A 14,900-nucleotide genomic window follows, 5' to 3' on the forward strand; every position below is an offset into this window, starting at 1 on the left:
TGTAGGAGCTGCCGAAGGCTGCGATCTTTTGATCTCAAGCTTTTTTAGTACGCGGGAGAAAGATCGCCAACACACCAAACAACGGCAGGAATGAGCAAAGGAAATACACGTACTCAATCCCGTGCACATCCGCCAGATGCCCGAGCAGCGCCGCGCCAATCCCGCCGAAACCGAACATCAGGCCGAAGAAAATCCCGGCAATCATCCCGACATTACCCGGCACCAGTTCCTGCGCGTACACCACGATCGCCGAGAATGCCGACGCCAGAATGAAGCCGATCACCACGCTGAGAATGCTGGTCCAGAACAGATCGACATGCGGCAGGATCAGGGTGAATGGCGCCACCCCCAGGATGGAAAACCAGATCACTGCCTTGCGCCCGATCTTGTCGCCGATAGGCCCGCCGAAGAACGTCCCCGCCGCCACTGCGCCCAAAAACAGGAACAAGTGCAATTGCGAGCTAGCCACCGACAGGTCGAACTTCTCGATCAGGTAGAAGGTGAAGTAGCTGGTGAAACTGGCCATGTAGAAATATTTGGAGAACACCAGCAGCCCCAGGACCACCAAGGCACTGGTCACCCTGCCCTTCGATAAGCCGTGCGTCGCGGCTTGGCCGGCCTTGAGCTTGAACAGGTTCAGGTGATTGGCGTACCAGCGGCTGATGCGGTACAGCACGAACAGCGCAAACACCGCGAACAGACCGAACCACGCCACATTGCCCTGGCCGAAGGGAATGATGATCGCCGCCGCCAGCAATGGGCCGAACGCAGAGCCGGCATTGCCGCCGACCTGAAAGGTCGATTGCGCAAGACCAAACCGGCCGCCCGAGGCCAGCCGCGCAACACGCGAGGCTTCCGGGTGAAAGGTCGACGAGCCGATACCAATCAGCGCCGCCGCCAGCAGAATCAATGGGAAGCTGCCGACCACCGACATCATCAGAATGCCGATCAAGGTACACACCGTGCCCGCCGGTAACAGCCACGGTTTGGGGTGGCGATCAGTGTGATACCCGACCCACGGCTGCAACAGCGACGCGGTCAACTGAAAGGTCAAGGTGATCAGGCCGACCTGGGTAAACGTCAGGCCATAGCTGGCCTTGAGCATCGGGTAGATCGACGGCAGCACCGACTGGATCAGGTCATTGATCAGATGCGCCAGCGCCACCGCGCCGATGATGCGCATCACCAAGGGGCTGCTTTGCGGAGCAGCGGTCGCCGAGGCAGCGGCGGTCTGGACGTTGCTGATAGCCATGGAAAATTCCGGACAGCAGATGGGTGCCCGCAGGCAGGTGCGTCAATGTGCCATTTTTCGGTGCGCTCGCGCTATCCCCTTAGCCAGCTAACTAACCAACATTCCTATCTCGCGTAGGAGCTGCCGAAGGCTGCGATCTTTTGATCTTGCTTCTAAGCATCAAAGTCAAAAGATCGCAGCCTTCGGCAGCTCCTACAGGGGATCGCTGGTGGCGAAGGTGATAGCTCAACGCCATGGTCTGAATCTTGCCTTGCTTCTGCCCTTGAACACGATCGCCTTACAAAGGCGCTCGACAATGGGAAGTTTCGCTACAGAGCCGGCCTACAGAGCGGGCGAGGGTGAACTTTCGAGGCCTTTTAGAGGGCACGGGTCGTGAGCCAACAGCTCGCGATGCACGCCAATGGTGCGTGGTGTCCAGAGGAGTCATGAGGCATGCAGGCTTTCCTTTCACCGGGGATCAAATTGCTGGGGCGGTTTGGCTTCGCAGGTAAATTCCAATTGTTGTTTCTGCTGTTCATTCTGCCGCTGGCCGGCAGCCTGTTGATGATAGGCCATGACTATCGCGAGAAGCTCAATCTGATCTCGGGCGAACGTGCCGGCGTGCGTCAGCTGCTCGCGCTGGATGCGCTGGACAACCTGCTCGCCGCTCAACGCGACCGCGCCGCCCGCTGGCGCGCCACCGAGACCAATCGTCAGCCGACACCGGCCACTCTCGCCGCCATGGCCGCCTTCGACGGCGTGCAACCGGCGGTGCTGCAAGCCACCACGGAGCTGGGCAATGCCCTGAACCAGCAAGGCGCCGACGGCGCAATCCTCGAACGCTTTCAGGCGCTGCAAACCGCACTCAATGGCCTTGATTCGAAAAGCTTGAGCAGTGTCGGCTGGTGGCCGGACGGTTATGACCGCTTCACCAATGCCCTGGGCGCGCTGCAAGCCTTGCGCGAGCAGATCGTCATGGACAATCGCCTGACCCTCGCGCCGTGGCTGGAAACCTACCTGCTGACGCAGATTTCCACGCAGCACGCGCCGGACCTGATCGAGCGTGTCGGCCGTCTCGCCGCGGTCGGCCAGGCTTCGGTGGTCTCCGGGCAGTTCACCCTGCAGAGCCGCCTGCAGTTGCGCGACCTGCGCAGCCGCATTGGTGACGCCCGCGAGCAACTGGTGAAAACCGCCGGCCTGCTGGAGGCGCGTCTGCCAGCCGAGCTGCAAGCCTGGGCCGGCCAGTATCACGACAGCCTGAAACACCTCGACAGCGGCCTGAAAGTCCTCGACGACGGTGTGTTTGGCGGCAGCATCAACCTAAAGCCAGAGGACTTCGAACGCAGCCTCGACGCGCTGCTCACCGACCTCGCTTCCCTGCGCCAGCAATCCCTGGTCGCGCTGGATCAGCGGCTCGATGCGTATTACAGCTCGGCGATCCGCCAGTTCATTGTTGTCGCCGCAATCTTCGGTTGCCTGCTGTTGGCCGCGTTATACCTGTTCGTTTGCCTGCAAGCCTCGATCCGCCGTAGCGCCAGCGGCATCACCTTGCTAGCCGAAGCCTTGCGCGACGGTAACCTGAGCCTGCAAGTGCCGGTGGTGGGGCGCGATGAGCTGGCAGCGATCAGCACCGCGCTCAACGTCGCTGTGGTGCAATTGCGCAGCAGCATGCTCGGCGTCGACCACGAGACCTCGCAGTTGAGCAACGCGGTGCGCAGCCTCAACCAACACTCCAGCGGCGCCCTGAGCGAAGTCGAAGCGCAGCAATTGCAGATCAGCCAGATCGCCGCTGCCGCCACGCAATTGGCCGCCACCTCGCAAGGCGTCGCGCAGAGTTGCGAACAGGCCTCCGGCAGCGCCCAGCAAACCCGGCGCATCGCCGCCGACAGCAGCCGCGACAGCCAGCGCACCACGGCGAGCATTCAGCAGCTCAATCAGCGCCTGAACGACACCGCCGCCGCGCTCGGCCGGGTCAGCGAGCAAGGCCAGCAGATTCAACTGGTCGTGGACACCATTCGCGGCGTCGCCGAGCAGACCAACCTGCTCGCGCTCAACGCCGCCATCGAGGCCGCCCGCGCCGGCGAACAGGGTCGCGGCTTTGCCGTGGTCGCCGACGAGGTGCGCAGCCTATCGCAACGCACGCAATCGTCCACCGCGCAGATCGCCGGCACCGTCGACAGCCTGCGCGCCACGGTCAACGAAGCGGTAAGCCTGATGGAAGCCGCCTGTGGTCAGGCGCAATCGGATGCCGAAGCGGTCACCGGACTCGGCGAACGCCTGGGAGAAATCGCCAGCGCCGTACAGAGTGTCACCGACACCCTGGCGCAAATCGCCACAGCGGTTGAAGAACAGGCCAGCACTGCCGACGAAGTCAGCGGCAATATCCAGCAGGTCGATCAAGCGGCGGTGCGTTTGCTTGAAGGTGCACGCGCCGTAAACCTCGCGGCGGACACCTTGAGCCATGGTAGCGAGGCCCTGAGCGCCAATACCGCCAGATTCCAACTGCGCTGACGCCCTCCCCGGCCCCGATTTTCGGGGCTGGAGGATAAGCAGTTGAAAACAGGAAGAAATATTTTCGATTTACGCTTGACGCTTTGCCATTTCAGCGGAATAATGCGCGCCACTTGGCTACATAGCTCAGTTGGTTAGAGCATAGCATTCATAATGCTGGGGTCCGGGGTTCAAGTCCCTGTGTAGCCACCAAGTACTAAAAACGGCTTACCGAAAGGTAGGCCGTTTTTTTATGCCTCGAGAAAAGTCCTTTTCCTCCCGCTCCCTGCATGCAATTCAGATGCCTCCGTAAGAAAAAAGTAGATCTCTGGTACGAAACGGATCTTTCGTAGCATCGGCCACCTGTCGCTCTCTCCCCGAATCGCTCCTATACCGACAAGCTCCCCTGGCTCGATTCAGCGCCATACAGGGAGTTGGCATGCCTCAATACAAATACCTTCTCGACGATGACTGGTTATTAAATCCGTATAGCGGTGGCAGGGCCTGGTTTACTTTGCTTCCACCGAAAGCGCCGGAGCCGGTGTACATCGAGAAGGATGAGTGGCCTGCGCCCAAGCCACGCGAAGACAGGGTCTTTGCCAAGTCCTGCACGCCGGACAACTGGTGTCGCACGGACGCTGGCACTGCCGAGGAGCCAGCCAGCAACTTCGGCAAGATCATGGTCGCCGGCGCCATGCTCATGCCCTCCGCCAGTACCGCTGTCGCGACGGCAATTGGCGCCGACCTGGCTTTGGGGCGTCTGGCCGGCGGCGGGATTTTGCAACAGCGCCTGAACTGGGCCATCCGTGGCGCCGGCGGGCCGGCCAGCGTGTTTGTGCTGGGAATGCTGCCGAGCAAAATGGCCGACGGCACGCTTCACACCGACGAAGAACTACGCCGCATGAGCCGCGCCACCACGCGCGTGCGCTTCCAGTTTCGTCGTGATGCCGAAGGTGTTCTGCGGGTTTACGGCATCCATTCCGGCGCCTCTGGCGACGACGCCGTACGCACGGTGAACGTCAAGTGGAACGCCGACAAGACCGCCATGGAGGCCAAGCTCAACGGCATCACCATTCTCTGGACGCCGCAACGCGGGCCGTTGGGATCGATGCCACCGCTGGTTTATCCCGACCACGGTGAGGCACTCGACCCGATCCTCGTCCACCCGATTCCGGACAATACCGATAGCCAGATTGAGGGTCTGCCGGGCGAGGATGTAACGGCCGAGGATTGTATTCTGGTGTTCCCGGCGGACACCGGGCTGAAGTCGTTATATGTGGTTTATTCGAGGCCGGCGAGGCAGACGCCGGGGATCGTTACGGGGGTGGGGGAGGATGTGTCGGGGATATGGCTTGCGGGGGCTGGGACTGGAATTGGTGTGCCGATTCCTACTCGGATCGCGGATAAGCTCAGGGGGAGGGAGTTTTCGAGTTTCGACAAATTTAGGGAGGCGTTTTGGCAGGAAATTGCGAATGATCCAGAGCTGTTCAGTCAATTCAAACGAACCAACCAAAGTAAGCTTACAGATGGCAGAGCACCATTTGCTCCGATGCCAGAGCATCATGGGGAGAAGGCCAAGTACGAACTCCATCACATCGAACACATCCGCCATGGAGGCGCTGTTTACAATGTAGATAACTTGGCCGTAATCACGCCGAAACGGCATGTAAAAATACATAAGGAAAATAAAGATGACTGAAAAATCTACTTTCTCGGATTATACGGAACAAGAGTTCATTGCCTTGCTTGAGCGCATCATTGGCAATGATGAGAACGAGGAGGAAGAAAGCAAACTTGTATTTCATTTCAATTCCATTTGCGGACACCCCAGAGGATCTGACTTGATTTTTTATCCTGAAGACGACGCAGATGATTCACCAAGAGGCGTGACCGAGACCTTAAAAAAATGGCGCGCAGCCAATGGACTGCCTGGATTTAAGCAATAAGCAGCTATCCTTCCTGTAAAAATCAATAACTCAAGAGCAGAGGCGAGGCTAATTTTACTTAAAAGAAAAATTTCGGCTTACACCGAAACCGAATTCGTCGCGCTGCTACAAGAGATCGCGAAAGAGGATGAAGAAGCTGAAAACGATGATCGTGCTGATTTACTGTTGGCGCACTTCGAGTCAATCAGCGAGCATCCAGCAGGATCAGACTTGATCTACTATCCGGAGCCTGGTGCTGATAACTCCCCAGTGGGGGTAACGCAAAGTGTCAGGGACTGGCGAGAAGCAAAGGGATTGCCGGGGTTCAAAGACTCTTGATAAGTCGAGTCGTTGAGGATTCGAGCAACCGGATCAACGCTGGCTTTCACGACTTACTTGCGGCTCAACACATCCAAGATTTGTGCAGGAGATACGCAATGGCAAACGAAACTCCCGGTTACACGGAGAAGTATTTTTCGGGCCTCTTAGAAAGAATATTTGCTGCCAATCGAAATGGTACGCCTGAAGTCTTGCTGGCGGATATGTTGGATAACTTCTGTGAACTGGCCGAGCATCCCGCCGGCACCGATCTGATTTATTGGCCCGAAGATGAAACCCAATGCACTCCGGAAAGCATCACGGCAACTGTTAAAAAGTGGCGGACTGACCATGGTCCAACTGAGTTCAAGCGATAGGCACCTACAGTATGACCACTCACTCTCCAAAAAACTGCCTGTCGGATTACACCTTTAAAACATTCGTCCGTCTCATAGATGAAATAAGAAAGGAAGATTCAGCAACGACGGATGTCCGTGCAGATGCATTAGTACTGCACTTCAACAAGATAGCAGGACATCCGAGCGGGATGGATCTGATCTACTATCCCGAGCCCGGAGCAGATACAACATCTGCCGGAATAGCTCGTACAGTCATGGCATGGCGCGAAGCGAATCGACTACCCGGGTTCAAGACATGAATCCTGCCGCCCGTTTCATTTGAACTGTGGAACTTCAACTTGAGAACGTTATGACTAAGATATCCGACTACACCGAAGCAGAATTCTTGAAATTTGTGCAATCTGTTCTTGCAGCCAACACAAGCCCAGACGAGATTCTCGATCCGCTGTTGTTTGAATTTGTACGTCTGTGTGAGCACCCAGCGGGCACTGACCTTATCTATTGGCCCGAGGATATGAAACAACAAACAGCCGAGAGCATTACCGAAATCGTGAAAAAGTGGCGCTCTACCCATGGTCTGCCGGGCTTCAAGCAATGAGTTTCTGACTCACTAACCCTGCATCACTCTCAAGAAGATCGCACCACCCGAGCTACCGCTTTCGCGAGCAGGCTCGCTCCCACAAGGGCATCGTTTTCGGCCAATCGATTGGCGCGGCCGCTGATCGGAAGGGCTGTAATCCCCACGCAGTTTGCACCCCGCCGGCCCGCTCGATAAAGTCCCCGAAGACTTTTACCCCACGGACGGAGAGCCCGCGTGTTTCCAGCCCAGCCCTTGAAGCGCTTTCGCCTGCCAGCCCTGACACTGTTTGTCAGCGCTCTGACCCTCACCGCATGCAACGCCCCGCCCTCTTCTTCGTTGCCGCTGGCACCGGAAGCCGCTTCCGGTTACCGCACTGATCTGCAAACCCGTCACGCCAATAAACACATGGCCGCTGCTGCCAATCCACTCGCGGCCGAAGCCGGGCGGGAGATGTTGCGTCAGGGTGGTTCGGCGATTGATGCGGCGATTGCGATGCAGGCGGTGTTGACGCTGGTTGAGCCGCAGTCTTCCGGGATCGGTGGCGGGGCGATGATTGTGTTGTGGGATGGCAAGCAGGTGCGCACCTATGACGGCCGCGAAACGGCGCCGGCCGGGGCCACCGAGAAGCTGTTCCTGAAGGCTGACGGTAAACCGATGGCCTTTACGCAAGCGCAGATCGGCGGGCGCTCGGTCGGTACGCCCGGGGTATTGCGGGCGCTGGAGCTGGCGCATCGACAACACGGTCGCTTGCCTTGGGCGAAGCTGTTTGAGCCAGCGATCAAACTGGCCGAGCAAGGCTTTGCGATTTCCCCGCGCCTGCATTCGCTGCTGACTGCCGATCCACTGATACGCCAGTCGCCAGACATGGCCGCGTACTTCCTCAATGACGATGGCAGCGTCAAAGCTGTCGGCACACGCCTGCAAAACCCGAAATTGGCTGCCGTGTTCAAACGTATCGCCAGCGAAGGTGCCGATGCGCTGTACAAAGGTCCGATCGCCGAAGAGATCGTCGCCAGGGTTCAACAGCACGCCAACCCCGGCAGCCTGTCGCTGAACGATTTGCAGCGTTATCAGGCCAAGGAGCGCGCGCCGCTGTGTACCGACTACAAGCGTTGGCAGGTCTGCGGCATGCCGCCACCGTCGTCGGGCGGGATCGCCGTGGCGCAGATTCTCGGCACGTTGCAGGCGCTGGAGACTCGCGCCCCACGCCTGTCGCTGACCCCGCTCAAACCAACGAAAACCGATAAGCCGGCCGGCATCGAACCGGTGCCGCAAGCAGTGCACCTGATCGCCGAGGCTGAACGTCTGGCCTATGCCGATCGTGCGCAATACGTGGCCGACACCGACTTCGTCCCGGTGCCGGTCAAAGGTCTGCTCGATCCGGCCTACCTGGCCAGCCGCGCCAGCCTGATCGGCGAGCGCAGCATGGGCAGCGCCAAACCGGGCACACCGCCGGGCGTGCAGGTTGCCTACGCACCGGACCGCTCGCCGTTGCGCATCTCGACCTCGCAAGTGGTGGCGGTGGATGACCTCGGCGGCGCCGTGTCGATGACCACCACCATCGAAGCCGCGTTCGGCTCGCACCTGATGGTTCAGGGTTTTCTGCTGAACAACCAGATGACCGACTTTTCGTTCATCCCCGAAGAGAACGGGCAGAAAGTCGCCAACCGCGTCGAACCGGGCAAACGCCCACGTTCGTCGATGGCGCCGACACTGATCTTTGATCGCAACACTGGTGAATTTGTCGCCACGGTCGGCTCGCCCGGCGGCTCGCAAATCATCGAATACGTGGCGAAAACCACCATCGGCCTGCTCGACTGGAACCTCGATGCACAAAGTGCAATCAACCTGCCCAACTTCGGCAGCCGCAACGGTCCCACCGAACTGGAACAGGGACAGTTCAGCCCGGTGCTGATTCAGGCGTTGAAAGACAAAGGGCACACGGTCAGTGAAATCGACATGACCAGCGGCACCCAAGCGATCGTGCGGGTGAAGGATGCGCAGGGCAAAGCGACCTTGACGGGGGGTGCCGATCCTCGGCGTGAGGGAGAAGCGTTGGGGGACTGAAACACTGCATTGAAAAAAGGCCTGTCGAGCAGCAGGCCTTCTCCCAGGAATAAATCAGACCGCCAACGTCTTGCCATCCACCCCGTCCCCAATCTTCAGGAAATGCCCCCCCGCCACGTGGTGCAAGGTACGCAATCCATCCTGCCCTTCGAAATGCCAGCGCCCATCGCTGAACACACGCTCATCGGCCTGGGCGGCGATGACTTCGGCGAGGAACAGGTCGTATTGCTCGTGATTGCGCGGCTCTGGCAGCAGGCGGCATTCGAGCCAGGCAACACAGCCCTCGAGCAGCGGCGCTTCAACCTGTTCGCCGGCAAAGGTGTGCAGGCCGTACGCCTGAAATTTGTCGTGCCCCTGGTTGCGGGTGATTTCCAGGCCGGACGTATTGCCGACGGTTTGCACGATATCGGCCTGATTGACGCAAGGCACGTTCAGCACAAAGGTCCCGGAGGCTTCAAGCAACTGGCGGGTCCAGGTGGATTTGTCGAGGACGACGGCGACTTTCGGCGGTTCGAAATCCAGCGGCATGGCCCAGGCGGCGGCCATGATGTTGCGCTGGCCGTCGTGAGCGGCGCTGACCAGCACGGTCGGCCCGTGGTTGAGCAGGCGGTAGGCTTTGTTCAGAGGCACCGGACGGCGGTGGGAAACGCTCATGGGATTTGCTCCGGAGGAAAAGGAGCCGATTGTAGCGCTGTCACTGGCGAAACACAGAACCTGTGGGAGCGAGCAGATGCGGCGCTGCCCCTCGGTGGTCGTTCCCACGCTCTGCGCGGGAATGCATCCTGTGACGCTCTGCGTCACGCCAGCGAAGGAACGCGGAGCGTCCCGGGCGGCATTCCCACGCAGAGCGTGGGAACGATCAGTGCGGTGTCAGTGAGAGAGCTGATTGGCAAACTGCCCCACCGCATCCACCACTTTCTGCGCACCGTCCTGAATCTCGACGATCACCGTGCCCGCCTCCGCCGCCAGCGCCAGGCCCTGTTCGGCCTGAAGCTTGCCGTCGGTCATCAGCGCCACGGCATTGCGGGCCATTTCCTGGTTCTGCCGTACCACGCCGACGATTTCGTCCGTCGCCTGGCTGGTGCGCGAGGCCAGTTGCCGGACCTCGTCCGCGACCACGGCAAAACCACGGCCCTGCTCGCCGGCCCGGGCGGCTTCGATCGCGGCGTTGAGCGCCAGCAGGTTGGTCTGTTCGGCAATGCCGCTGATGGTTTTGACGATCGTGCCGATCACCAGCGACTGCTCGTTGAGCGCCTCGATACCTTCGCCAGCGGCTTGCATGTGCCGCGACAAATCACGCATCACGTTCACCGCTTCGGTGACGACCGTGGTGCCCCGTTGCGCGGTGCTGTCGGTTTGTTGCGAGGTGCTGTAAGCGATGCTCGCTGCGTCGGCAACCGCCTGCTCGCGGTTGACCTGATCGGTGATCACCGTGGCGAACTTCACCACTTTGTACAGTCTGTCGTTGGCATCGACCACCGGGTTGTAGGACGCTTCCAGCCACACCGTACGACCATGGCTGTCGATACGCTTGAAGCGGCCTGCGACGAATTCGCCACTGTTCAAGCGCCGCCAGAAGTTCTGGTACTCGGCGCTGTTGTACTCTTCCGGGGCGCAAAACGTGCGGTGATGTTTACCCTTGATCTGCGCCAGGCTGTAACCCATGCCGTTGAGGAAGCGATCATTGGCGCTGAGCACATTGCCGTTGAGGTCGAATTCAATCACGGCGGTGGAACGCACCAGCGCACCGATCAGGTTCTCATGCTCGCGGGAGGCCTCGATGGTGCGGGTCAGGTCGCTGGCGTAGAAGGAAATGTGTCTGATCCGGCCATCGGACGAGCGTACCGGTTGCACGATGGAACGCAGCCACGCCTCGTCGCCATTGCCGCGCAACAGGCGCACGGCGCCGGCAAAATGCTCGCCACGGCTCATCGAGTTCTTGAAGCGCTGATGGAATTCGTCGGTTTTGACGTGGGCCGGCACGATGTCTTCGATTGCCCGGCCGATCAGGTCCTGGCTCTTGTAGAACATTTCATCGAGAAAATTCTGGTTGACCGAACGAATCCGCCCGTCGGGCTCAAGGGTCAGCGCGAGCATTTCGCTTTCCAGGCTTTCCTTCACTTGTACAAGGCTGGAGAGTTCTTCGCGCAGAGCGGCCAGCTCTTGCTTCAAGCGTTTATTGAACATGGGAAAGCACCGATGGCAGGGTAGTTAGCGGATACAACCTTGCCATCGGCCTTGCGCAGCTTTTCTGAAGCCAGCTCCAGACCCGTCAGTCGAAAATAATCCGGCGCTTGCGGATCAGGCAGCGCCGGCCGCCTGACACGGTCCGGTACGTGGCATGCGCGCACCGAAATACGCCGCCGTCACAATCCCCACAGCGCCCATCACGGCACAAAAGATCACGCAGATCCATGGACTCCACGGCATCAGACCAATCAGCAACAGCGGTGTGATACTTGCCCAGGCGGCGTAGGCAATGTTGTAGGTGAAGGAAATGCCCGACACGCGAATCCGCGCCGGGAACAACCCGACCATCACCGAAGGCACCGCACCTACTACCCCACAAGCCAGGCCGGCGACCGCATAGGCCATGCCGATCCAATGCCCGCCCATGATCAGACAGCCATACAACACGCCAATGCCCAGCGGCAGTAACAAGCTGTAGAGCATGACCGTGCGCCAGGCGCCGATGCGGTCGACCAGCAGTCCGGCGATCACGCAGCCGATATTCAGAAAAACGATGCCCAAGGCACTGAGGCCGAAGGTGTGGCTGGCGGTCATGCCGAAGGTTTTCTGCATCATCGTCGGGGTGATGACCACGAACACCACCACCGCCGAGGTCAGCACACAGGTGAGCAACATGGCCGGCAGCATGGCCAGACGATGTTCACGCAGCACCGTGCGCAGCGGCAGCTCGACCCGCGCCTCGCGCTGCGCTTCCATGGCCATGAACACCGGGGTTTCGCTGAGCCAGCGGCGCAGATAAACGCCCACCACGCCGAACACGCCGCCGAGCAGAAACGGATAGCGCCAGGCGTAATCGAGAATTTCGGCAGGCGTGAAAACCTGTGCCAGGAAGGTCGCAGTGAGTGCGCCGATCAAGTAACCGAACGTCAGGCCGGCCTGCAAGAATCCGAGGGCGTAGCCACGATGGCCGGTCGGCGCATGCTCGGCGACGAACACCCAGGCACTTGGCACTTCGCCGCCCACCGCAGCGCCTTGCAGGATGCGCAGCGCCAGCAACAGCAAGGGTGCGAAATAGCCGATCTGTGCGTAGGTCGGCATGATCCCGATCAGCAGGCACGGCAGGGCCATCATCAGGATGCTCAGGCTGAACACCTTTTTGCGGCCCAGACGGTCGGCGAAATGCGCCATCAGAATCCCGCCCAACGGCCGCGCCAGATAACCGGTGACGAAGATGCCGAAGCTTTGCAGCAAACGCAGCCACTCGGGCATTTCCGGGGGGAAGAACAACTGACTAAGGGTCAGCGCGAAGAATACGAAGATGATGAAATCGTAGATTTCCAGCGCCCCGCCAAGCGCCGCAAGGCCGAGGGTCTTGTAGTCGGCACGGCTGAACGGCGCCGGTCGGGCTGGAGAATTGGCAGTCATGACAAAGAACTCAGGCATCGGCAAAAACCAAGGCGCCCATGGTCTACGCAAAAGCACGGATCGACAACCCGTCAGACCATAGTCTCGGTTTGCGAAAACCTGCTCAACAAAAGGGCGGCGCTTGATTTACTGTTAGCGCCTGTCCAAGGGACCACGCCAACACCGACCAGCCGCCCATGTGGGAGCGAGCCTGCTCGCGAAAGCGTCAGTTCAGACAACCTGATGCTGAATGTGCCGACGTCTTCGCGAGCAGGCTCGCTCCCACAGGGTTCTCTGTGGCTGTCGAGCCGGGCGACTGCTCCCACGGATCAAAATAACCATAAAAAATCCGAGGTACTTCCTGTGGCCGTTGATATCGAAGATAGCCGCTCCGCGCGCTTTGCCCTGCGCTGTTCCAGTTTTGCCGAACGCTGGTTTCCCGATTCCTGGGTATTCGCCGCGTTGGCCGTGATCATCGTTGCGCTGGCCACTCTGGCCATGGGCGCCAAACCCACCGCTGCAGCGATGGCCTTCGGCGACGGCTTCTGGAGCCTGATCCCGTTCACCATGCAGATGGCCTTCGTGGTGATCGGCGGCTACGTCGTCGCCAGCTCTCCGCCCGCAGTCAAACTGATCGACAAACTGGCACGCATCCCGAAAAACGGCCGCTCCGCCGTGGCCTGGGTAGCGTTGATTTCGATGGTCGCTTCCCTGCTCAATTGGGGTCTGTCGCTGGTATTTGGCGGGCTGCTGGTACGCGCCCTCGCCCGCCGCACCGATCTGAAGATGGATTACCGCGCCGCCGGTGCCGCTGCTTACCTGGGCCTCGGCGCGGTGTGGGCGCTGGGCTTGTCATCGTCGGCCGCACAGTTGCAGGCCAACCCGGGCAGCCTGCCGCCGTCGATCCTGTCGATCACTGGCGTAATCCCGTTCACCGAAACCATTTTTCTCTGGCAATCCGGAGTCATGCTGCTGGCGCTGATCGTGATCTCGATCATCATCGCCTACGCCACCGCGCCCGGGCCGAATTCGGCACGCGACGCCAAGGCCTGCGGCATCGATCCGGCGTTCAACCTGCCGCCGCTGCAACCGCGCACTCGCCCCGGCGAATGGCTGGAACACAGCCCGTTGCTGATCATCGTATTGGTGCTGCTCGCAGCAGGATGGCTGTTTCACGAGTTCTCGACCAAACCAGCGATTACCGCGATTTCCGGCCTGAACACCTATAACTTCCTGTTCATCATGCTCGGCGCGCTGCTGCACTGGCGCCCGCGCAGCTTCCTCGATGCCGTGGCCCGTGCGGTGCCGACCACCACTGGCGTGTTGATCCAGTTTCCGCTGTACGGCTCGATCGCCGCGCTGATGACCACGGTCAAAGGCGCCGACGCGCAAACCCTCGCGCATCACATCTCGACTTTCTTTGTCAGCATCGCCTCCCACGACACCTATGCGCTGCTGATGGGCGTGTATTCGGCGATTCTCGGCTTTTTCATCCCGTCCGGCGGCGGTAAATGGATCATCGAAGCGCCCTACGTGATGCAAGTGGCCAATGACCTGCAATACCACCTCGGCTGGGCAGTGCAGATCTACAACGCCGCCGAAGCACTGCCGAACCTGATCAATCCGTTCTATATGCTGCCGCTGCTGGGCGTGCTCGGGTTGAAGGCGCGGGACTTGATAGGCTTCTCGTTCGTGCAACTGCTGGTGCACACGCCGCTGGTGCTGCTGTTGTTGTGGGCGCTGGGGACGACATTGGCGTATACGCCGCCGGTGATGCCGTAAGTCGATAAAAACGCACCTGCTCAAGGGCAGGTGCTCTCAAAACTTGGTTTGATCGCTGCTTTAGACGGGTCGCGCCTGATCAAGCACCTGCTGACGAAATTTCACTGGCAGGTCGCCGGGGGTCAGCACCTCGACCGCAACACCCAGCAGGTCTTCAAGCTCAACCTGAAGTCCGCCCAGATCAAAGAGCGTCGTGCCGGGCAGTGGGTCAACCAGCAGATCGAGATCGCTACCGTCCAGATCCGTCCCCAGCAATGCTGAACCAAATACACGCGGGTTGGCCACACGAAAGCGCCCGATCACTTCGCGGACGGCGGACCTTTGCATGTCGAGAGCAGTAGAAGGCTTCATGACTCACCCTTGGAAAATTCGATGTCGCTGCAGTCTAGCAGTGCGGACGCGCACCAGGCAGCGTGCTTGTTGGCACAGCCGTAACAATATGTGCGCTGCTTGGGTAATACCGCATTCAGGCAAGAATCCACACTCAACCGCTTTTCTGTCAAACACCACTGATCCACTATGAAGCGCCCCCAAATCGAGGGGAACCCACGCTG

At 59.8% G+C, this 14,900-nt stretch carries 14 protein-coding genes, 1 tRNA gene and 1 pseudogene; 10 read left to right on the forward strand and 6 right to left on the reverse strand.

Annotated features, from left to right (window positions below; all coding sequences use genetic code 11):
* Positions 1-34: 34 nt before the first annotated feature.
* Positions 35-1,252: an MFS transporter gene (locus ASG55_RS21960; RefSeq protein WP_056790311.1), complete on the reverse strand. Its 1,218-nt coding sequence runs from the start codon at positions 1,250-1,252 to the stop codon at positions 35-37.
* 432 nt (positions 1,253-1,684) lie between these two features.
* Here ASG55_RS21960 and ASG55_RS21965 point away from each other — a divergent pair, with 432 nt between their 5' ends.
* The 9 genes from ASG55_RS21965 (at position 1,685) to ggt (ending at position 8,970) form a co-directional block, all read left to right on the forward strand.
* Positions 1,685-3,742, forward strand: a complete 2,058-nt coding sequence (locus ASG55_RS21965) for a methyl-accepting chemotaxis protein (protein ID WP_056790313.1) — start codon at positions 1,685-1,687, stop codon at positions 3,740-3,742.
* A 115-nt stretch (positions 3,743-3,857) separates the two neighbouring features.
* Positions 3,858-3,934 (forward strand) — tRNA-Met (locus ASG55_RS21970).
* Positions 3,935-4,160: 226 nt separating this feature from the next.
* On the forward strand, positions 4,161-5,420 hold the full coding sequence (locus tag ASG55_RS26535; RefSeq protein WP_082530331.1) for an S-type pyocin domain-containing protein: 1,260 nt from the start codon (positions 4,161-4,163) through the stop codon (positions 5,418-5,420).
* On the forward strand, positions 5,413-5,667 hold the full coding sequence (locus ASG55_RS21980) for a bacteriocin immunity protein (RefSeq protein ID WP_056790316.1): 255 nt from the start codon (positions 5,413-5,415) through the stop codon (positions 5,665-5,667). Before ASG55_RS26535 ends, ASG55_RS21980 begins: the two co-directional genes overlap by 8 nt.
* A gap of 51 nt (positions 5,668-5,718) precedes the next feature.
* Positions 5,719-5,985, forward strand: a complete 267-nt coding sequence (locus ASG55_RS26540; RefSeq protein ID WP_082530332.1) for a bacteriocin immunity protein — start codon at positions 5,719-5,721, stop codon at positions 5,983-5,985.
* Between the two features lie 98 nt (positions 5,986-6,083).
* Positions 6,084-6,341, forward strand: coding sequence for a bacteriocin immunity protein (locus ASG55_RS21985; protein ID WP_056790319.1), 258 nt, complete (start codon positions 6,084-6,086; stop codon positions 6,339-6,341).
* An 11-nt stretch (positions 6,342-6,352) separates the two neighbouring features.
* Entirely contained in the window at positions 6,353-6,622 is a 270-nt protein-coding gene (locus ASG55_RS26545; RefSeq protein ID WP_082530333.1) for a bacteriocin immunity protein, read from the forward strand.
* 50 nt (positions 6,623-6,672) lie between these two features.
* On the forward strand, positions 6,673-6,921 hold the full coding sequence (locus ASG55_RS21990) for a bacteriocin immunity protein (protein ID WP_056790321.1): 249 nt from the start codon (positions 6,673-6,675) through the stop codon (positions 6,919-6,921).
* Between the two features lie 216 nt (positions 6,922-7,137).
* Positions 7,138-8,970, forward strand: coding sequence for a gamma-glutamyltransferase (ggt, locus tag ASG55_RS21995; protein ID WP_056790324.1), 1,833 nt, complete (start codon positions 7,138-7,140; stop codon positions 8,968-8,970).
* A 54-nt stretch (positions 8,971-9,024) separates the two neighbouring features.
* On the opposite strand, the gene ASG55_RS22000 is transcribed toward ggt, so the two are convergent.
* The 4 genes and pseudogenes from ASG55_RS22000 to ASG55_RS22010 form a co-directional block, all read right to left on the reverse strand.
* The gene (locus ASG55_RS22000) at positions 9,025-9,624 is read right to left on the reverse strand and encodes a flavin reductase family protein (protein WP_041480012.1); all 600 of its coding nucleotides are present in this window, start codon (positions 9,622-9,624) and stop codon (positions 9,025-9,027) included.
* A gap of 216 nt (positions 9,625-9,840) precedes the next feature.
* Positions 9,841-10,401 (reverse strand): methyl-accepting chemotaxis protein, encoded by a 561-nt coding sequence (locus ASG55_RS27755; protein ID WP_241663599.1) that lies wholly within the window; start codon positions 10,399-10,401, stop codon positions 9,841-9,843.
* Positions 10,381-11,157 (reverse strand): annotated as a pseudogene (locus ASG55_RS27760) (PAS domain-containing protein); the annotation flags it as partial. The pseudogene ASG55_RS27760 and the gene ASG55_RS27755, both read right to left, overlap by 21 nt.
* 114 nt (positions 11,158-11,271) lie before the next feature.
* Positions 11,272-12,585 carry an MFS transporter gene (locus tag ASG55_RS22010; RefSeq protein WP_056790330.1) on the reverse strand — a complete coding sequence of 438 codons (1,314 nt, stop codon included), beginning with the start codon at positions 12,583-12,585 and terminating at the stop codon, positions 11,272-11,274.
* A gap of 342 nt (positions 12,586-12,927) precedes the next feature.
* On the opposite strand from ASG55_RS22010, the gene ASG55_RS22015 reads away from it, so the two are divergent.
* Entirely contained in the window at positions 12,928-14,346 is a 1,419-nt protein-coding gene (locus ASG55_RS22015) for a short-chain fatty acid transporter (RefSeq protein ID WP_016773194.1), read from the forward strand.
* A 60-nt stretch (positions 14,347-14,406) separates the two neighbouring features.
* On the opposite strand, the gene ASG55_RS26550 is transcribed toward ASG55_RS22015, so the two are convergent.
* Positions 14,407-14,697 (reverse strand): nucleotidyltransferase family protein, encoded by a 291-nt coding sequence (locus ASG55_RS26550; protein ID WP_042609686.1) that lies wholly within the window; start codon positions 14,695-14,697, stop codon positions 14,407-14,409.
* Positions 14,698-14,900: the final 203 nt, after the last annotated feature.

It is taken from the genome of Pseudomonas sp. Leaf434 (assembly GCF_001425545.1).
Lineage (GTDB): Bacteria > Pseudomonadota > Gammaproteobacteria > Pseudomonadales > Pseudomonadaceae > Aquipseudomonas > Aquipseudomonas siliginis.